The organism is Streptomyces sp. NPDC058052 (assembly GCF_042885515.1).
GTDB lineage: Bacteria > Actinomycetota > Actinomycetes > Streptomycetales > Streptomycetaceae > Streptomyces.
This window is the reverse complement of record NZ_JBHVRX010000003.1, coordinates 310,260-328,075: the sequence shown is the minus strand read 5'-3', so window position 1 is coordinate 328,075 and position 17,816 is coordinate 310,260. Positions and strand designations below refer to the sequence as shown.

15 protein-coding genes are annotated in these 17,816 nt (G+C 76.1%); 4 read left to right on the top strand and 11 right to left on the bottom strand.

Annotated features, from left to right (window positions below; genetic code table 11):
* Genes ACFVU3_RS06140 through ACFVU3_RS06125 form a run of 4 tightly spaced genes read right to left on the bottom strand, consistent with a single transcriptional unit; the run spans window position 1 to window position 4,305 of the window.
* Window positions 1-1,338: an STM4012 family radical SAM protein gene (locus tag ACFVU3_RS06140; protein ID WP_390064092.1), complete on the bottom strand. Its 1,338-nt coding sequence runs from the start codon at window positions 1,336-1,338 to the stop codon at window positions 1-3.
* Window positions 1,335-2,156, bottom strand: a complete 822-nt coding sequence (locus tag ACFVU3_RS06135; protein ID WP_390064312.1) for an STM4013/SEN3800 family hydrolase — start codon at window positions 2,154-2,156, stop codon at window positions 1,335-1,337. The genes ACFVU3_RS06140 and ACFVU3_RS06135 overlap by 4 nt, the downstream gene beginning before the upstream one ends.
* Window positions 2,157-2,185: 29 nt before the next feature.
* Complete coding sequence (locus ACFVU3_RS06130; protein ID WP_390064091.1) at window positions 2,186-3,349, bottom strand: STM4014 family protein; 1,164 nt, start codon at window positions 3,347-3,349, stop codon at window positions 2,186-2,188.
* The gene (locus ACFVU3_RS06125; protein WP_390064089.1) at window positions 3,346-4,305 is read right to left on the bottom strand and encodes an STM4015 family protein; all 960 of its coding nucleotides are present in this window, start codon (window positions 4,303-4,305) and stop codon (window positions 3,346-3,348) included. The genes ACFVU3_RS06130 and ACFVU3_RS06125 overlap by 4 nt, the downstream gene beginning before the upstream one ends.
* A gap of 168 nt (window positions 4,306-4,473) precedes the next feature.
* Here ACFVU3_RS06125 and ACFVU3_RS06120 point away from each other — a divergent pair, with 168 nt between their 5' ends.
* From ACFVU3_RS06120 to ACFVU3_RS06110, 3 genes are all read left to right on the top strand, one after another.
* A complete protein-coding gene (locus tag ACFVU3_RS06120) occupies window positions 4,474-4,800 on the top strand; it encodes a hypothetical protein (RefSeq protein WP_390064087.1) in 327 nt (108 codons plus the stop codon).
* Between the two features lie 160 nt (window positions 4,801-4,960).
* On the top strand, window positions 4,961-6,007 hold the full coding sequence (locus ACFVU3_RS06115; protein ID WP_390064311.1) for a DUF6745 domain-containing protein: 1,047 nt from the start codon (window positions 4,961-4,963) through the stop codon (window positions 6,005-6,007).
* 129 nt (window positions 6,008-6,136) lie between these two features.
* Window positions 6,137-6,931: an SIMPL domain-containing protein gene (locus ACFVU3_RS06110; protein ID WP_390064085.1), complete on the top strand. Its 795-nt coding sequence runs from the start codon at window positions 6,137-6,139 to the stop codon at window positions 6,929-6,931.
* Between the two features lie 29 nt (window positions 6,932-6,960).
* On the opposite strand, the gene ACFVU3_RS06105 is transcribed toward ACFVU3_RS06110, so the two are convergent.
* Window positions 6,961-7,566 (bottom strand): TetR/AcrR family transcriptional regulator, encoded by a 606-nt coding sequence (locus ACFVU3_RS06105; protein ID WP_390064084.1) that lies wholly within the window; start codon window positions 7,564-7,566, stop codon window positions 6,961-6,963.
* A gap of 125 nt (window positions 7,567-7,691) precedes the next feature.
* Window positions 7,692-8,870, bottom strand: a complete 1,179-nt coding sequence (locus tag ACFVU3_RS06100) for a Glu/Leu/Phe/Val dehydrogenase dimerization domain-containing protein (RefSeq protein ID WP_390064083.1) — start codon at window positions 8,868-8,870, stop codon at window positions 7,692-7,694.
* A gap of 112 nt (window positions 8,871-8,982) precedes the next feature.
* Between ACFVU3_RS06100 and ACFVU3_RS06095 the strand changes: the two genes are divergently transcribed.
* Complete coding sequence (locus tag ACFVU3_RS06095; RefSeq protein WP_390064082.1) at window positions 8,983-10,188, top strand: MBL fold metallo-hydrolase; 1,206 nt, start codon at window positions 8,983-8,985, stop codon at window positions 10,186-10,188.
* Window positions 10,189-10,299: 111 nt separating this feature from the next.
* Here the strand turns inward: ACFVU3_RS06095 and ACFVU3_RS06090 are convergent, their stop codons facing one another.
* From ACFVU3_RS06090 to ACFVU3_RS06070, 5 genes are all read right to left on the bottom strand, one after another.
* Window positions 10,300-10,875 (bottom strand): hypothetical protein, encoded by a 576-nt coding sequence (locus ACFVU3_RS06090; protein WP_390064080.1) that lies wholly within the window; start codon window positions 10,873-10,875, stop codon window positions 10,300-10,302.
* 78 nt (window positions 10,876-10,953) lie between these two features.
* Window positions 10,954-12,150, bottom strand: coding sequence for a MinD/ParA family protein (locus ACFVU3_RS06085; RefSeq protein WP_390064078.1), 1,197 nt, complete (start codon window positions 12,148-12,150; stop codon window positions 10,954-10,956).
* A 54-nt stretch (window positions 12,151-12,204) separates the two neighbouring features.
* Window positions 12,205-12,822, bottom strand: coding sequence for a sigma-70 family RNA polymerase sigma factor (locus tag ACFVU3_RS06080; RefSeq protein WP_390064076.1), 618 nt, complete (start codon window positions 12,820-12,822; stop codon window positions 12,205-12,207).
* A gap of 279 nt (window positions 12,823-13,101) precedes the next feature.
* Complete coding sequence (locus ACFVU3_RS06075) at window positions 13,102-14,391, bottom strand: S8 family serine peptidase (RefSeq protein ID WP_390064074.1); 1,290 nt, start codon at window positions 14,389-14,391, stop codon at window positions 13,102-13,104.
* A complete protein-coding gene (locus tag ACFVU3_RS06070; RefSeq protein WP_390064073.1) occupies window positions 14,388-17,807 on the bottom strand; it encodes a right-handed parallel beta-helix repeat-containing protein in 3,420 nt (1,139 codons plus the stop codon). Before ACFVU3_RS06070 ends, ACFVU3_RS06075 begins: the two co-directional genes overlap by 4 nt.
* Window positions 17,808-17,816 lie beyond the last annotated feature (9 nt).

Genomic DNA, 17,816 nt, shown 5'->3' with positions numbered 1-17,816 from the left:
CTACTTCGGCTCGTACGCGGCCATCGCGGCCCGCACGGCGGGGGAGAACAGCTCCGGGCCGAGCCCGTCCGAGTGCGCGAGCCCCTCCGCCGACAGCCGCAGCAGCCCGTCCGGCGCCGACCCGTCCAGCCACCCGTACCCGGCGAACCGCTCCAGCTCCGGACCGAAGTCCTCGTACGCCCCCGACCCGAACCGTTCCTCGTAGCCGGCGAGCTCCATGCCCTCCGCCTGGAGCAGCGACTGGAGGAGGTGGCGGCGCCGCGCCTCCGCCCCGTCCACCCACCGGCCCACCTGGGCCCGCGAGAAGTCCCCGGACTCCGTGTACGCGTCGATGATCGAGCGGATCTCCCGCATGTCCACCGCGTAGTCGAAGGAGTAGTGCAGCGCCGAGGTGTACGACCGGGCACCGCACCCCAGGCCGATCATGCCGTCCGTCTGGCAGGCGTGGTCCTCCGGCCCCGACGGGCCCGTGTCCGCCCGCCGGAACATCCGCATCGACACCTGCTCGTAGCCGTGCGACAGGAGGTGGTCCCGGCCGCGCCGGTAGAGCCGCAGCCGCCGCTCGTCCCACGCCCGGTCCGACTCGGCCGGACCCGAGCGGCCGAGCCCGGTCAGCGGCCGCACGTACAGCGGGTACAGGTACAGCTCCTCGGGGCGCCAGGCCAGCGCCGCGTCCAGCGAGTACCGCCAGGACTCCTCGGTCTGCCCGTCGATGCCGTAGATGAGGTCGATGTTGAGCACCGGCACCCCGGTGTCCCGGATCCGGCCGAGCGCCGCCTCCACGTCGGCGCGCCGCTGCGGCCGGACCGCCGCCCGCGCCTCGGCGTCCACGAAGCTCTGCACCCCGATGCTGAGCCGGGTGGCGCCCCGCCCGGCGAGGACCGCGAGCCGGTCGGCGGTGGCGGTGGCCGGCGAGGTCTCGACCGAGAGGGGCACCGCCCGCAGGTCCGCCCCCATGCGGTGCTCGGCGATGTCGCAGAGCCGCTCCAGCTCGGCGGCGGTCAGGAAGGTGGGGGTGCCGCCGCCGAACGCGGCCGTCGCGAACCGCACCGGCGCCGCGTCGCCCAGCGCCTCCCGGACCGCCACGGCCTGCCGGTCGAGCGCGTCGAGGTAGCGGGTCGTCAGCTCGTCCGGCGCGCCGATCCGGGTGAAGAGGTTGCAGAAGCCGCAGCGGACCTCGCAGAAGGGTATGTGCGCGTAGAGCGACAGGGCGTCCTTCGGCTCGTCCGCCCAGAGCGCGGCCAGCTCCGGCCGCTCGGGCAGCGGCCGGTACGCCGTCTTGTGCGGGTAGGCGTACACGTACGAGCGGTACGGACGCGGGTGCGGGGCGCCGGTCACGCGGCGGCTCCTTCCCGGGGACCGTCCAGCGTGAACTGCGCGTACGGCACCGTCCACACCACCTCGTGACCGAGCCGGTGGCCCGTGAAACCGTCGTCCCCGTACGCCGTGCCGTGGTCCGAGCAGACGATCGCGAAACAGCGGCGGCGGCTGCTCATCGCCGCGAACAGGCGCCCGATGTGCCGGTCCACGTACTCCAGCGCCGCCGCGTGGGTGGCCCGGGTGTCCCCGGCCTCGCGGCTCGCGCCCGGCGTGTGGAACCAGTTGGGCTGGTGCAGCGCCGCCACGTTCACGAAGAGGAAGAGCCTCCGGTCCGCGGGCAGCGCCGCGACCACCTCCTCGGCCCGCGTCACCTGCGCCTCGAACGAGGTCGGCGAGGCCACCCCGAAGGACGGCTCCCAGTGGCTCTCCTGGAAGAGCCCGGGGAGCACGGAGCCCAGCGGGGGCTGCTGGTTGAAGAACCCGACCCCGCCCACGCACACCGTCCGGTAGCCGTCGGCTGCCAGCGCCGAGACCAGGTCGGGGGCGTCGTACACATAGGTGCCGTCCGCGGTCGTCTCGCTGCCCGCGAAGCGCGCCGCGAAGAGCCTCGGGTGCGGTCCCGGCGCGGCCGGCGTCGGCAGGAACCCGGCGAAGATCGCCTGGTGGGAGGCGTAGGTGAAGCTGCCGGGGGCGTGCCGGCGCTCCCAGCGGCCGCCCGGGAGCCGGCGGGCCAGGTTCGGGATGCGGCCGGCGGCGGCCAGCTCGGCGGCCACGTCGTACCGGAGGGTGTCGAGGGTGACCAGGAGCAGGTCGTGGCTGCCGACGATCGTGTTCATGTCGGGCCGGTCCGCCCGGACGGGCTGGTTCACGCGGTGCTCGTTCCTGTGGTGCTCGGTGGAGTGGATCGGGTGGTGCGGGCCGGCGCGGGGAAGGCGCGCAGCAGGTCGGCGACCTGGGCGCCGTAGGTGTCCAGGCCCTCGGCGCCGCTGCCCGGGAGGCCGGTGAGGCCGGGCAGCAGGTCCCCGAAGGCGTTGGCCTCGCCGACCGCGAAACGGCGCCAGCCGGCGCCCGGCAGCAGGTCCACCCCGACGCAGCGGGTGCCGGGGAAGGCCGCAGCCGCCCGCTCGCAGACGGCGAGGGCGTCCTCCCAGCGGCCGCCGGCCGCGGCGATCGCGGTGCGGGCGGCGGCCAGGTCGCCCCGGGCGCCGCCGAGATGCAGATTGGTCAGCGGGGAGCGGCTGGTGCGGACGACCGCGTGGGTGGCGCGCCCGCCGGTCACCACCACCCGCAGGTCGGCCGCCCGGCCGCCCTGCACCGCCTTCGGCAGCCAGCGCTCCACGTGCAGCCCGTCCGGGGCGAGCGCGTCGACCAGGGCGCCGACCTCCCGCGCGCCCGTGTAGCGCCGCACCCGCAGCGAGTTGAAGAGCCGTCCGGCACCGTCCCGCTCCACCGAGGTGGCCGCCTGCACCCGGCCCGCGCCGGCCGTCTCCACGGCGAGCACCCCGGAGGCGGAGGAGCCGTGGGCCGGTTTCACGAAGACCCGGCGCAGCCCGCAGCCGGCCATCAGCGCCACCAGGTCGTCCCAGCCGCGCACCGGCGCCCCGCCGGGGCCGGAGGTCGGCGAGGCGGGGACGGGCACCCCGGCGGCGGCGAGCCGGCCGTGGGTGAGCCGCTTGTCGAAGAGGACCGCCGTCTCGGCGGGGTCGTCCACCAGCGCGGCACCGGCCCGCCCGGCCTCGGCGGCGAGGCCGGCGACGGCGGCGGTGAACCGCTCGTACCAGAGCCGGCCGCCCTCGACCCGGGCCGGGTCGTCGGTGCCGCGCAGCAGCCGGTCCACCTCGGGCACCTCCCCGGGCGAGTCGACGCGGACGGTCTCGCCCGCCGCGAACCGGACCCGGCCGCGCAGCACGTCGAGCCAGCCGACGGCCCGCGCCCCGGGCAGTCCGGCGGAGCGCAGCGCGTCCTGGAAGAACGCGACGCGCCGCCCCGTGGGGTCGCCGACGACGACGAGGCGCGGGCCGGCGGTCATTCGGCGATGGCGACGTAGCGCCAGACGTCCCCGTCGCCGTCGTCCTCGGCGGACTGCGGGTCGTCCAGGACGACCCGCACCCCGTGCGGGGCGAGCGCGGCCGTGAGCCGCTCCCGCATGGCCTCGGTGAGGTAGTGGTGCTCCAGGTCCAGCTCCCGCAGATGGGTCAGCGGCTGGCCGTCGAGGAGCGCGGCCGCGCCCTCGTCGGTGAGCACCCCCATGCTGAGGTCGAGCCGGTCGAGGCGGGCGACGACCGGGGCGCCCGCCACGGCCGCGGCCACCTGGTCCTCGACGACGCTGTTGCACAGCCCGAGGCTGCGCAGGGCCGGGAAGCCCTCGCCGGAGAGCAGCGGCGCCAGGTCCCCGGGGGAGGAGTCGCCGCCGTACTCGTCGGTGCCGAGCCACAGCTCGATGCTCTCCAGCGCGGGCAGGTCGCTGCCCACGATGCCCCGCACCACCTCGGCGCCGAGCCCGCCGGTCTCCACGACCAGGGTCTCCAGGCCGGTGTGGCGCAGCGACGGGAAGGCGAGGCCGGTGCCGCCGCGCACCCCGAACTCCCGCAGCGCCGGGTAGGCGGCGAGGAGCGGCGTCACGTCGGACTGGACGATCCAGGAGATCTCGCAGTCCTCGAAGGTCATGTCCCCGAGGAAGACGGCCTCCAGGGCGGTCAGCCGGTCGTTGGCGCCGACGAGCGCGGTGACGACGGCGGCCGAGGACGTGTCGTACGCGTCCTCCCAGCCGCCGACGACGATCGCGCGGACCCGGCCGGTGTCCACGGTCTTCAGGAAGCGCTCGAAGAGCGCGCCCCACTCCTCGTCCTCGGCGTCGCGGTACGTCGCGCCGGACACCCGCCAGGCCACGGCCGCCGCGTCGGGCAGCGCGGCGCGCGACGCGGCGTCGGGGAAGTCGAAGACGGGGAGGCCGTGGAACTCCTCCAGGTGGGCCCCAATGGTCATGACGCTGCTCCAGACGACGGACGGCTGTACGGACTGACGGCAAGAGTTCTACCAAGCCGCACCGACAGCGGGGCGCGGCGGGTGGCGGACCCGACGCGTTGTCAGTGGCGGCCTCTAGCGTCGTTCTCGTGTTCGGGCGCTGGGCTCCGGACGGGAAAGGGGAGAGCCATGTACCGGCAGGGGGACGTGCTGATCGTGCCCGTCGACGAGCGGGCCGTGCCCGCCCGGGCGAAGGACGCGCGGGGCGAGCCGAGGGACGGGCGGGGACGGCTCGTGCTGGCCTCCGGCGAGGTCACCGGGCACGCCCACGCGGTGCCGGGGCCCGGCCGGCTGGTGCGGGAGCCGGGGCCGTACGGCCCGTACCTGCTCGAACTGCCCGAGGGCGGGCGGCTGGTGCACGAGGAGCACGCGCCGATCGTCCTCCCCAGAGGCTGGTACCGGGTGGTGCGGCAGCGGGAGTACGTGCCGGGCGCGTACCGGATCGTGGCGGACTGAGCGGGCCGGAAGGCGGGCCCGACAGGACGGGGCCGGGGACGGTGCCGGGGCCGGGGACGGCGTGGGCATCGGGGAGAAGGGCGTGGGGGACGTGAGGGGCGCGGCGGCTGTGGAGGACGTGAGGGCTGTGGAGGGTGTGGCGGACGTGAGGAACGGGACGATGGGCGACGGCGGGGGAGCGGCCGCGCCGGACGGCGACGTGTACGAGAAGTGGCGGGGCGTCGTGGCCGCCACCGGGCCCGCCGACCGGACCGCGGTCGAGGCCGGGATCCGGCTGGCCTACCGGGCCGCCGGGCTCCCCGCGCCGGAGCGCGTGGTGTGGGCGCAGTCGCCGCTCGCCGGGGTCGAGCTGGTCGCCGGTCTCGCCGACCGCGGCCGGTCGGTGCGCGAGGAGGTGCGGACCCTGCCGTGGGCGGAGGAGCGGCGCCGGCTCCACGACGCGCTCGGACCGGCCGGCTGGACGGCGCACTGGCAGGCCACCGGCGCCCGGCTCTGGGAGCCGGCGCGGGCGCTCGCCGAGCGGATCAGGACCGGGATCCTGGACGCGCTCGGGGACCGCGAGGAGCCCGGCGGGCTCACCGAGCTCGCCGGCCGCGAGCTGCTGTACGACGCGGTGCTCGGCCAGCACGACGCCTCCTGGCTCGCCGCCTTCGACGGACACGGCGACCGGCTCGCCGGGCTCGCCGCCGTGGCGGAGCAGGCCGGCTGGTGGTGGCCGTACGAGAAGGTCGCCGTCGTCTGCGAACGCCCCGTCGAGCTCCACCGGGACGAGGCCGGCCGGCTCGACCGCGGCGACGGCCCCGCCCTCGCCCACCGGGACGGCTTCGCCCTCCACGCCTGGCGGGGCATGCCGGTCACCCCCGGCTTCCTGGCCGGGCTCGCGGATCTCGTCCCGGAGCGGATCCGCGAGGAGGAGAACGCCGAACTGCGCCGGGTGATGCTGGAGTTCTACGGCTACGAGCGCTACCTCGACGACTCAGGGGCCCGCCCCGAGGGCCGCGACGAGGCGGGCGTGCTGTGGCGGATCGAGCTGGACGACGACGAGGACGTCGTCATGGTGGAGGTGGTCAACTCCACGCCCGAGCCCGACGGCAGCCACCGCACCTACTGGCTTCGCGTGCCGCCCGGCACCCGGACCGCCCGCGAGGGCGTCGCCTGGACCTTCGGCCTCGGCGCGGAGGCGTACGAGCCCCTGGCGCAGACCTGACGGCTCCGGCCGCTGGTACGGAGAGGTGAAGGGCGGCGCCGGACAGGAGTGGCGCCCGGGAGGCGGCGGCCCCGGGTGCTGGGATGTGCCCGCCGGAGCCACCGGCACCCACCGTCGAAGGGACCGCCCGTGCCGCACCGCCCCGTGCCCGTCTCCCCGGACCTCCGCGTCCGCGCCGCCCGGCTGCTCGCCGCCACCGCCGGCACCGCCGTCCTCGGAGCCCTTCTCCTGGGCGCCGCCGCCCCCGCGTCGGCCGCGGGTCCGGAGCGCGCCGCGCCGCGCGCCGCCGCGCGGGCCGAGGCCCCGGCGACGGTCACCGTCACGGGCACCGGCAGCGCCTCCGCCGCTCCCGACCTGGCGATCCTCGCGGCGGGCGTGGAGGTCACCAAGGCGACGGCGAAGGAGGCGATGGCGGCGCAGAGCACCGCCGCGGAGGCGCTGCTCGCGGTCCTGCGCAAGGAGGGCGTCGAGGACCGGGACATCCGGACCGACAGCCTCTCCCTCGCCCCCGTCTACGCCCAGACGACGGGCGGCGAGTCCAAGGTCACCGGCTACCAGGCGAGCCAGACCTTCACCGCGAAGGTCCGCCGGATCGACCGGGCCGGCCAGGTCATCGGGGCGGTCAACGAGGCCACCGGGGGCGCCGGGCGGGTGAACGGCGTCGTCTTCGACGTGGCCGACCCGAAGGGCCTGCGCACCGAGGCCCGCGAGGCCGCCTACCGGGACGCGTACGAGAAGGCGTCCCAGCACGCCCGGCTGAGCGGCCACCGTCTCGGCCGGCTGGTCTCGCTCAGCGAGGGCGACTCGCTGCGGCCCGGCCACGGGGCGCTCCCGTCCATGCCGGCCGACGAGCCGAGCGTGCCGCTCGCCCCCGGCGAGATCGAGGAGCAGGTCACCGTCTCGGCCGTCTTCGAACTGCTCTGACCGCTCCCGCGGGCCCCGGCGGGCGGGGCTCAGTCCCCGTCCCGGGGCAGGCCCAGTTCGTGGGCGAGGGCCGCGTCCGCCCACCGGAGCATCGCCGACCGGGGGAGACCGTTCGCGTAGACGGTCGTCTGGACGGCGAGGCCGTCCAGGTAGGCGGTGAGCCGCCAGGCGGCGCCGGCCGGATCGGGGCAGGGGAACTCGCCGGCGGCGACCCCCTCCTCGATCACGGCGGTCAGCGCGGTCTTCCACTCCTGGTCGAGCGAGGCGGCGACCCGGCGCAGCTCCGGGTCGCGCAGTCCGGCCGCCCATGCCTCGATCCACAGCCGCCAGCCCTTGGCCTGCCCGGTCGGGGCGTACCAGCGGACGGCGGCGCGCAGCCGCCGCTCCGCCGTCGAGCGGCGGCCGAGGATCCGGCGCAGCTGGGCGAGGTCGCCCTCCGCCGCGTGTGCGAAGGCCGCCGCGACCAGCTGTTCCTTGGTGGAGAAGTGGTAGAGCACCAGCGCGTTGCTGACGCCGAGGGCGGTGGCCACGTCGGCGATCCGGACGGCGGTGGCGCCCCGGGCCTCGATCTGTTCGACGGCGGCCCTCAGCAGCTCCTCCCGCCGCTCGGCCACGCTCAACCGCACTCTCGCCACGTCGGGCAGCCTACACAGCACATGCCGGAGTCATGATCATTTACGGGCCCGGGGTGGCGTCCGCGTCCGGAGGCGGGTACGGAAACGGATTCGGATACGGATACGGATACGGATACGGGCGCGGGTCAGTACCAGCCGTAGCGGTCGGCGATCACCGGCAGCCGCTCCGCCACCAGCGCGTGCGCCGCCGCGCGCGGCAGCACGCCGTCGGCCTCGGCCCGGTCGAGCACCGCGCCGGTGAGGGTCCGCATCGCGCTCCGTACCCGGGCGAACGCCTGGTTCGCGTCGGCCTCGACGTCGCCGAAGAGCGTCCACCACCACCAGGCGTTGGTGCAGGAGTTGACCACCACGTCCGGCAGCACCGTCACCCCGCGCGCGGCGAGGGCCGCCTCGGCCTCCGGGAGCACCGGCATGTTCGCCGCCTCGGCGATCCAGCGGGCGCCGATCCGCCCCTGGTTCTCCGCGTCGATCGCGTACGAGACGGCGGCCGGCACCAGGACCTCCGCGTCGGCCGCGAGCCAGGCGTCGCCGGGCTCCTCGCGGTCGCCGGGGCGCAGCGCCGCCCGGTCCACGGTGGCGTGCCCGTCCCGGGCCGCGATGAGCCTCTCCACGTCGAGCCCGTCCGGGTGGGTGATCGTGCCGCGCACGTCGGCGACCGCCACGACCGTGAGCCCGGCCCGGGCGAGGAAACGGGCGGTGGCCGCGCCCATGGTGCCGAAGCCCTGCACGGAGACCCGGGTGCCCGCGTACGGCCGTCCGGCCCGGTCGAGGGCGACCAGCACCGACTCGGCCACGCCGAGCCCGCCGACCAGCGCGTCGAGGCCGATGCCGTCGACCTGGACGGCGAAAGCGTCCGCCAGCCGCTTCCGGGCCGCCGCCTCGTCCTCCAGGAGCGGGAAGACGGCCTGCACGGAGGAGTCGATGCCGGCCTCGGTCATCGCCCGGTCCACCGTCTCCTGGGTGAGCCCCAGGTCCTCGCCGGTGGTCCAGAACCGCTCCACGTAGGGCCGCATCGCCCGCAGGTAGCGGACCAGGACGCCGTACGCCTCGGGGGAGCGCGGATCGCAGTCGATGCCGCCCTTGGCGCCGCCCAGCGGCACGTACCGCGCGGTCGGGTCGTAGTGCAGGGCCTCCTTCATCGTCATCCCGCGGGCGAGTCCGGCGACCTCCTCGGCGGTGCACCCCTCCCGCATCCGCAGCCCGCCGCTCGCCACGCCCCTGACCAGCCGGTCGACGACCAGATGGCCGCGGCGGCCGGTGACGTGGTCGGTCCAGGCGAGGGAGAGCAGCGGGGCGGTGGTCATGGGATTCCTCCGGGGCGAGTTACTGAACGTCGGTTCAGTATGGCCGACAGGCCGGGACGGTCTCCGGCCCGGCCGCCCATAATGGAACGACCCCCACCGAGTAGGAGGTCCTGTGACCGGAACCGGCCCCGACCGTTCGCTGCGGGCCCGGCTGCGCGCCCTGCGGCCCGAGTCCTTCGGCGCCGAGCCCACGGGGGAGCGGCTGGCCCGCATCCGCCGCTCGCCCCACTTCGCCGACGGCGTCTTCCAGAACCCCGAGGAGGCCCGCCGCGGCCCCTCCGGGTCCACCTCCGAGCTCGCGAAGATCTACTTCGAGAAGGAGGCGCGCGCCCGCCGCGCCCCCGCCGGGGTGATCCCCGTCCACCCGACGACCGTCGCGGACCTCGCCCGCCCCGCCGCCACCGGCCTGCGGATCACCTGGCTGGGCCACTCCAGCGTGCTCGCCGAGATCGACGGCGTACGGATCCTCTTCGACCCCGTCTGGGGAGAGCGCTGCTCGCCCTTCTCCTTCGTCGGCCCCCGCCGGCTCCACCCGGCCCCCGCGCCGCTTGCCGCGCTCGGCCCGGTCGACGTGGTCGTGATCTCCCACGACCACTACGACCACCTCGACCTGCCGACGATCAAGGCGCTGGCCGGCACGGACACCCTCTTCGCCGTCCCGCTCGGCGTCGGCGCCCACCTGGAGCACTGGGGCGTCCCCGCCTCCCGGCTGCGCGAGCTGGACTGGCACGAGTCCACCGAGATCGGCGACCTCACCCTCACCGCCACTCCGGCCCGCCACTTCTGCGGCCGCGCCATCCGCAACCAGCAGCACACCCTCTGGGCCTCCTGGTCGGTCCGCGGCCCCCGCCACCGGATCTTCCACAGCGGCGACACCGGCTACTTCCAGGGCTTCAAGGAGATCGGCGCGGCCCACGGCCCCTTCGACGTGACCATGATCCAGATCGGGGCGTACGCGGAGTTCTGGCCGGACATCCACATGACTCCCGCCGAGGGCGTCCGGGCCCACCTCGACCTCCAGGGCGGCAGCCCCGGCGGCGTGCTCCTGCCCATCCACTGGGCCACCTTCAACCTGGCCCCGCACGCCTGGGCGGAACCGGGCGAATGGACGAAGGACGCGGCCGAGGAGGCCGGCCAGGCGGTCGCCCTCCCGCGCCCCGGCCAGCCCTTCGAACCCGCCGGCAAGCTTCCCGCGGAGCCGTGGTGGCGCCCGGTCTCCCGCCCCCTCGCCACCCCGTGGCGCCGGTCCCGCCCGGAGCCGCCGGCCGATCCCGGCGCGTCCCCCCGGCGCGATCTCGACCTGGCGGGAGACCGGTGACACCGGGCGGGGACGAGCGCCGGGCCGAGGCGTGTTCCCGCCCCCGGAGCCAGGACACCGCCCGGGCGGTGTGCTGTGCGGGCCGGACACCGGCGGCCGGCGGCCCGGGGTCTACCAGGGGCTGCTGCTGCTCGTCGACGTCGCGCCGCCGGTAGCGCCGCCGGCAGTGCCGCCGGAGGCGCCCCCGGAGGTCGAGGGCGGGGTGCCGAAGACGGAACCGCCCGAGACGGACCCGGTGGGTACGGAGACGGGGCCGGCCGGCGCCGTCCGGCGGGCCGGGGTGCTCGCCGTCGACTGGGTCACCGACCGGGCCGGCGCCTCCCGGACCGCCTCGCGCGGGCCCTCGTCCCCCTCGCCGGTCCGCTCCAGGCGCAGCACCAGGTTGCGCTCCTGCCGGACGCGCCCCGGCCAGTCCACGTCCTTGCTGGTGATCGTCTGCGTACGGACGCCGTCCACCGTCTCCCAGCGGGTCCTGACCGCGCGGACGTTGGGCCGCCACCGGCCCTCGTACAGGTGCTCCACCTCCAGGTGCCAGCTCGGCGCGTCCACGTGCCGGACCGTCCCCACCTCGCCGGGGATCTCGATCCGCGCTCCGCGCGCGCCGGACACGGTGACCACCGCGCGCTGCGGCCAGTCGGCGTCCAGGCCGATGACGGTGATCCGGCAGGGGCCCTCGTACCAGGCCATGGGTGCTCTCCAGTGTTCTCGGGGACGGGCGGGGAGGAGGAGGACGGGTGGGGACGGGGGACCGGGGGACGGGCGGCGTCAGCCGTGGGGGAAGTTCCGGGCGACGAGCGTCGCGAGTTCGTGGTACGCGGCCCTGGTCCGGCCCCGCACCGCCTCCGGGTCGACCTCGCCACCCCGGGCCAGACGGGGGTCGTACGGGACGGTCACCACGGCCCGGCAGCGCTGCCGGAGACGGGCGACGGCCTCGTCCATCAGGGCCGGCCGCCCCGAGGACGACCGCACGCCGGAGACGACGGTCACCGCCTCCCGTGCCTTCTCCCCGTGGCCGAGGGCGGCCAGCCGGTCGAAGACCAGGCCGGCGCCGCTCATGCCGTCCTCGCCCGGTGTGGCCGCGACGATCAGCTGGTCCGACAGGTCCAGGACCGCGCCCAGGAGGTCGTGCGGCATGCCGGTCCCGGAATCGGTGAGGACCAGCGGGTACTGGCCGGCGAGCACCTCCACGACCTGCCGGTACTCCCGCTCGCCCACGGTCCGCGGGTCCGCCGGGTCCGGATCGTGCGCCACGACCTCTAGTCCGCTGGGCGTCTGCGACGTGAAGGCCCGGATGTCCATGTAGGTGCGCAGCCGGGGCAGCGCCGCCACCAGGTCGAGCACGGTGGCGTCCGACTGCCGCCGCACGCGGCGGCCCAGGGCTCCCGAGTCCGGGCTCGCGTCCACGGCGACCACCCGGTCGGCCCGCTCCCGCGCCAGGACCGCGCCGAGGGCCAAGGCGGTCGTCGTCTTCCCCGCCCCGCCGTTCAGACCGATCACCGCGATCCGATGGCTGCGCAGCAGCGGGGCCCGGAGGACGTCGGCGGCACGGCCCGACCCCCCGCGCCGCCCGATCCGGAAGAGGGGGCGGGACGCGCGCCGCACCGGGCGCGCCTCCGCCACGGGCCCGGCCGGGACGGCGGGGGCCGGCACGTCGGAGGCGGGCACGGTGGGGGCCATGGGCGGCTCCGCCTCCGGCGGATGCTCCCGCGGGGGCTCCGTGACCGTCGCCGCCGGTACGGGCTCCGCCGGGGCGGGCGCGGCCACCGGTTCGGGCTCCGCCGGTTCGGGCTCCGCCCCTGCGGGCGCGGCCACCGGTACGGGCTCCGCCTCCGGGGCCGCCTCCGCCGGCGCGTCCGGCGGGGTTTCGTTCCGCCTCGCGCGCCAGTGCCCGGGGCTGTAGTCGGGCGCGTCCGTCCAGTGCTCCGGCGCGTCCATGTCGTTCCTGGCTACGGCGGTGACCACCTCGGTCCCCTCTCGTCGGTCGCCCGGAGGAACGGCCCGGCGGGCACGGCCGGTTCAGACGGGGCGGAGCGGGCGGGCCGCCGGGGCGAGGCCGTGCCGTTCGAGGACGGGACGCAGCGCCCGCACCGCGTAGAAGTTGCGGGACTTGACGGTGCCCGGCGGAATGCCGAGCACGGCGGCCGCGTCCGTGGTGGACCGGTCGTGGAGGTGCAGCTCCACCAGCACCTCCCTCTGGTGCTCGGGCAGTTCGGCGAGCGCGTCGCCGACGGCGTGCGCGGTCACGATCTCCTCGTACGGGTCGTCGAGGCCCGCACGGTCCTCCGGCGTCTCGTCGCCCAGCTCCTTCACCCGGGCGGACTGCGCCCGGAAGTGGTCGATGGCGATCCGGCGGGCGACGGTGAACAGCCAGGGCCGGCCGTGCTCCGGACCCCGGACGAGCGCCTGGGGGTTCTGCCAGGCGCGCAGGAAGGTCTCCTGGAGCATGTCCTCGGCCCTGCCCCGGTCCCCGCTGGTGAGGCGGAGCAGGGCGCGCAACAGGGCGGAGGCGTGCAGCCGGTGGAGCTCCGCCAGGGTGTCGCGGTCCATGGTGGGGCGGGGCCGCGCCTCCGCGTGGACGTCCGGCCCCGCTCCCGCGCGGACCGCGCCGTCGGCCCCGTCTTCGTGCCTGGTCACCCCGGTCGTTCCTCCCCGCCGCGCGTCGGCGACTCGGGGGTGGCGGACGGCGGCACCGATCTGCCGACGGCTCCGGGCACGTCGGACTGGTGGGAACGACTTTGGCAATCTCGACTAATGCATGACTAATGTTCAGGTGTGATCGAGGGCTGTCCGGTAACGCCCCCTGTTCTTCTGATCGGCGTGAAGTACCGGTGCCCTGGGGGCGGATGGCCCCGGCGGCCCCGCACGCGCCGCGGACCAGGCCCGCGCGTCCGGCGGAATTCCTGACGCGCGGGCCTAGGAAGGCGGGAACGGCTCCGGCCCGCTGCTTCTCACGGCCTCCGGGGCGCGGTAGCCGCCCGGCCGCCACCCCCGCCGGCGGCCCCGCGGCAGGACGGCGGCCGCACCCGCCACCCCCGCCAGCACCGCCAGCGAACCGGCCGCCACCCACCCGGCGGACCCGGCGGCGGACGGTCCCGGCGCGGGCGGCATCACCACTCCGGGAGCCACCGCCCGGACCGCCGCGCCGCCCCGCTCCTCGGGGAGCACGGCCGTGACGGCGGCGATCGGATCGACCGGGCCGTACCCCCGCGTCCGGTCCGGCACCGGCCCGCCCGGCCCCGTCGTGGTGGCGCGGAGCCGGTGGACCAGCGCCTCGGCGCTCAACTCCGGTCGGCGGTCCAGGACGAGGGCCGCCGTACCGGCCACCAGCGCCGCCGCGTAGCTCGGCCCGGAGGCCGTGAAAGCGCCCCGGCCGCCCGGCCCGGGGCCCATCACCGCCTCGCCGGGTGCCGTCAGGTCCACCCGGCCCTCGGGGGCCTGCCCGGACGCCTTCCCGCCGGGGCCGGTCGCCGCCACCGCCACCACCTGCGGATGGGCCGCCGGGTACGCCGGGCCCTTCGCCCCGTCCGGTGCGGCCGGGGCGATCACGACCGCGCCCTCGGCGACCGCGTACCGCACGGCGTTCCGCAGCGCCGGGCTGTCCGTGCCCGCCACCGCCACCACGGCGATCACCCGGGCGCCGCCGCCGACGGCCGCCCGGATGCCCCGGGCGAGGAGTTCGGGGGTGGTGTCGCCCCGCCGGTCGGTGACCGGCACGTCGAGGATCCGCGCCTCGGGCGCGATCCCCGCGAACCCCGCGCCCGGAGTGCGGGCCGCCGCGATCAGGCCGGCCGTGAACGTACCGTGCCCGACGCAGTCCGCGGCCCCGCCGCCGCCGGCGAAGAGGCGCGGCGTCCGCCTCAGCCGGTCGCCCAGCAGCCCGGCGCCGTCGTCCACCCCCGAGCCCACCACGGCCACCGTCACCCCGGCCCCTTCGGACAGCGGCCAGACCGTGTCCGGGCGCAACAGCGCCTGCGGCCAGGGGAGTCCGGTGACCTTCCGGTCCGACGCCTTGCGGCAGGCGTCGCCGGAGAGCCGCTGCGTGACGGCGGGCAGCGAGGCGGGATCGGTGCCCGCCGTGCCGGCCACCGCCCCGGCGCCGGTCCCGCCGTCCGGGCCCGGCACGGCCGCCGCGCTCCCCGGCAGCAGGGCCAGGGTCCCGCACAGCAGGGCCGCCGGGAGGACCGCCGCCCCGCCCCGCCTCACGCGACACCGTCCGGCACCCGGTCCCAGGGCACGTCCTGGGGCAGCAGCAGGCTCAGCTCGGCCACGTCGTCGACATCGAGCCGGCTGAGCCGGCCCGCCTGCCGGGTGATCATCGTCTCCAGGACCTGGCGGGCGAAGCGGCCGTTGCCGAAGTTCCGGTCGCGCGGCACCGCCGCGAAGAGCTCGCCCAGCGCCGCCAGCGTCTCCGGCGGGCACACGTACCCCGCCTTGTCGGACAACGCCTCCACGATCCGCACCAGTTCCTCGTCGGTGTAGTGCTCGAAGACGACCGAACGGGAGAAGCGGGACGCCAGGCCCGGGTTGGAGTCCAGGAAGCCCCGCATCTCGTCGGCGTACCCGGCGACGATGACCACGACCTCGTCGCGGTGGTCCTCCATCAGCTTCATGAGGGTGTCCACCGCCTCCTGCCCGAAGTCGTTGCCCGTACCGCCGCGCGGCGTCAGCGTGTACGCCTCGTCGATGAACAGCACGCCGCCGCGCGCCCGGTCGAAGGCGTCCTTCGTCAACTGCGCGGTGTGGCCGACGAACCGGCCCACCAGGTCCGCCCGCGCCGTCTCCACCAGCTGACCGCCCGGCAGGACGCCCAGCTCGGCGAGCAGCTGCCCGTACAGCCGGGCCACCGTGGTCTTGCCGGTGCCGGGCGGGCCCGAGAAGACCACGTGATGGCTGATCGTGGCCGTCGGGAGCCCGGCCTCCTTGCGCCGGTTGACCTGCTTGATCAGATTCACCAGGTCCTCGACCTGCTCCTTGGCGGCGGGCAGGCCGATCATCGCCCGCAGCTCGTCGAGGAGTTCCGTCCTGCGCTCCGCCGGCGCGCCGGACGCCGCGACCGCCCTGGCTGCCTCCGCCCCCACGTCCTGCGGCGTGAGCAGCGCCAGGTCGGCGTTGCCGATCTCGGGCAGGGCGGCCAGCCGGGACGCCTGCCGGTCCACCATCTCCTCGAACACCTTGCGCGCCGCCCGGCCGTTGCCGAAGTCGGCGCCCTTCGCCATCGTCCCGAAGTGCAGCGTCAGCGCCTCGCGGGTGCCGTCGGCGAGCTGGTAGCCGTGCGAGGCGGCGGACATCGCGACGATCGTGGTCAGCTCGTCGTCCGCGTAGTTCTCGAACTCCACGGTGCGGCTGAACCGGGACGCCAGGCCCGGGTTGGAGTCCAGGAAGCCCCGCATCTCCTCCGAGTACCCGGCGACGATGACCACGACCTCGTCGCGATGGTCCTCCATCAGCTTCACCAGCGTGTCGATGGCCTCCCGGCCGAAGTCCGGCCCGCTGCCGCCGGTCCCCTGCGACAGGGTGTACGCCTCGTCGATGAACAGCACGCCCCCCAGCGCCTGCTGGAAGACCTCCGTCGTCTTGATCGCCGTCCCGCCGATGATCGACGCCACCAGGTCCGCCCGCGCCACCTCCACCAGATGGCCCGACGGCAGGACGTCCAGCTCGGCGAGGATCGAACCGTACAGCCGGGCCACCGTCGTCTTGCCGGTGCCGGGCGGCCCCGCGAAGATCAGGTGGCGGCTCATCGGCAGCGCGGGCATCCCCGCAAGCTCCCGTCGCCGGGCCAGCTTGTTGAGGTTGACCAGAGTGGCGACCTGTTCCTTCACCCCGTCCAGGCCCACCAGCGCGTCCAGCGCCTCCAGCGGCCCGTCCGGCCGGCGCGACGCGGCGGGTGCCGCCGCCTCCGCCCCCTCGCGGGCGGAGCCGTCCGGAGCGCCCTCGCGGACCTCCGCCCCGCGAGGCCCGTCCGGCTCCGGCCCCGGCCCGCCGGCCTCGGCCGCCGACTCCCCGTACGCGTCCGGCAGCTCGTTCTCCGTGCTGGTCAGGTTCTCCACCGCGAGCCGCGCCGACGGCGTGAGCCGGCGCAGCCCGGAGCCGCCGTTGCCGGAGACCGTGCAGTCGTGCACCCGTACCGCCTCCGTGGAGTCCACGCGGATGCCGTCGCCGGTGTTGTCCACCGCCTCGCAGCGGTTCAGCGAGGCCCGGCCGCCCGCCGCGACCCGGAATCCGTACCGCCGGCAGGACCGCACCCGGGTGCGGGCCGCGGTCAGCTCCCCGCCGTCCTCGACCAGTACCCCCTCCTGCGGCGCGTCGGCGACCTCGCAGTCCCGCAGCGTCGCCGTCCCGCCCCCGCCGACCGACACGCCGGCCGCGCCGGTCTCCCGGACCGTGGTGGTGCCGACGTACGCGTCGCCGCCGTCGGCGATCCGCACCCCCGCCTGCCCGGTGGCGGAGATCTCCGAACCCTCCAGGCGGCCCCGGCCTCCCCGGGTCACCTCCACCCCCGCTCCGGCCACGTCCGACACGCCGAGACGCCGCAGCATCGGGTTCGCGCCCTCCAGCACGCGCACCCCCGCCCCCGCGCCGCCGCGCACCGTGAGCCGGTCGAAGTCCGGGGCGCTGTCCCCGGTCAGCTGGACCCCGGCCTCCCTCGCGTCCCGCACCGCGCACCGCTTGAACGAGGGGCCCGAGGACTCCTCCACCCAGATGCCGGTGCCCTCGGCCGCCGTGACCTCGCACTCCTCGAACGTGCCGCGCGAACGCCCGGTGACATGGACGCCGTTGCCCTTGGTCCGGGAGACCCGGCAGCGGCTCAGCACCGGATCGGTGCCCTCGGCGAGCGCGATGCCGTGCACCTTCGTCGCGGACACCGAGCAGTCCTCCAGGACCACCCGCTCCTTGGAGCTGATGTACACGCCGAGCAGGCAGTCCCGCACCGAGGTCCGCACCACCCGGGTGGCGCTGTTCTGCTCCAGGGCGATGGCCGGCTTGTCGGTCGCCGAGATCTCGCAGTTCTCGATCAGCCCCCGGCCCTCGCCGTTCGCGCACACCCCGTTGCCCCGGGCGTCGCGCAGCACGCAGTTGCGGAAGGTCGGATTGGCCCGCTCTCCGATGACCACCGCCGAGGTCCCCAGGTGCTCCACCACGCAGCCGTCGATCACGCTGGTGCCGGTGGACGTCTCCACGATCCCCGCCCCACCCGGGTTGGTCACCCGGCAGCCCCGCATCGCCAGCGAGCCCTGCTGCCGGGTCAGCAGGGCCGTCCAGGCGTTCCCCACCACCTCGCAGTCCTGGAGCGCCGCCTGCCCGCGCGGCACGTCCACGACGGGCAGCTCGTCGTCCAGGCCCTGGAGCAGCAGCCCCGTCAGCTGCACCGCCTCGGCCACCACCTGCACCACCGTTCCCCGGGGCGGCACGATCCGGACGGTCCCGTTCGGGTCCTCGGCGGTGATCGTCACCATCTTGGTGACGACCAGGTTCTCCTCGTACCGGCCCGGGCGCACCGAGATCACCGCGCCGCTGCGCGCGGCCTCCAGAGCGGCCCCGATCGTGCGGTACGGGCCGCCGGCGGACGGGCGGTCGTGCTGCGCCTCGGCGCTCACGGTCAGCACATGGCGCGACATGCGTGGTTG

Excerpts from the sequence above, each read along its gene's own strand:
- ACFVU3_RS06135 (WP_390064312.1), bottom strand. The coding sequence starts at position 2,156 with ATGAACACGATCGTCGGCAGCCACGACCTGCTCCTGGTCACCCTCGAC.
- ACFVU3_RS06130 (WP_390064091.1), bottom strand. The coding sequence starts at position 3,349 with ATGACCGCCGGCCCGCGCCTCGTCGTCGTCGGCGACCCCACGGGGCGG.
- ACFVU3_RS06125 (WP_390064089.1), bottom strand. The coding sequence starts at position 4,305 with ATGACCATTGGGGCCCACCTGGAGGAGTTCCACGGCCTCCCCGTCTTC.
- ACFVU3_RS06120 (WP_390064087.1), top strand. The coding sequence starts at position 4,474 with ATGTACCGGCAGGGGGACGTGCTGATCGTGCCCGTCGACGAGCGGGCC.
- ACFVU3_RS06115 (WP_390064311.1), top strand. The coding sequence starts at position 4,961 with ATGGGCGACGGCGGGGGAGCGGCCGCGCCGGACGGCGACGTGTACGAG.
- ACFVU3_RS06100 (WP_390064083.1), bottom strand. The coding sequence starts at position 8,870 with ATGACCACCGCCCCGCTGCTCTCCCTCGCCTGGACCGACCACGTCACC.
- ACFVU3_RS06090 (WP_390064080.1), bottom strand. The coding sequence starts at position 10,875 with ATGGCCTGGTACGAGGGCCCCTGCCGGATCACCGTCATCGGCCTGGAC.
- ACFVU3_RS06070 (WP_390064073.1), bottom strand. The coding sequence starts at position 17,807 with ATGTCGCGCCATGTGCTGACCGTGAGCGCCGAGGCGCAGCACGACCGC.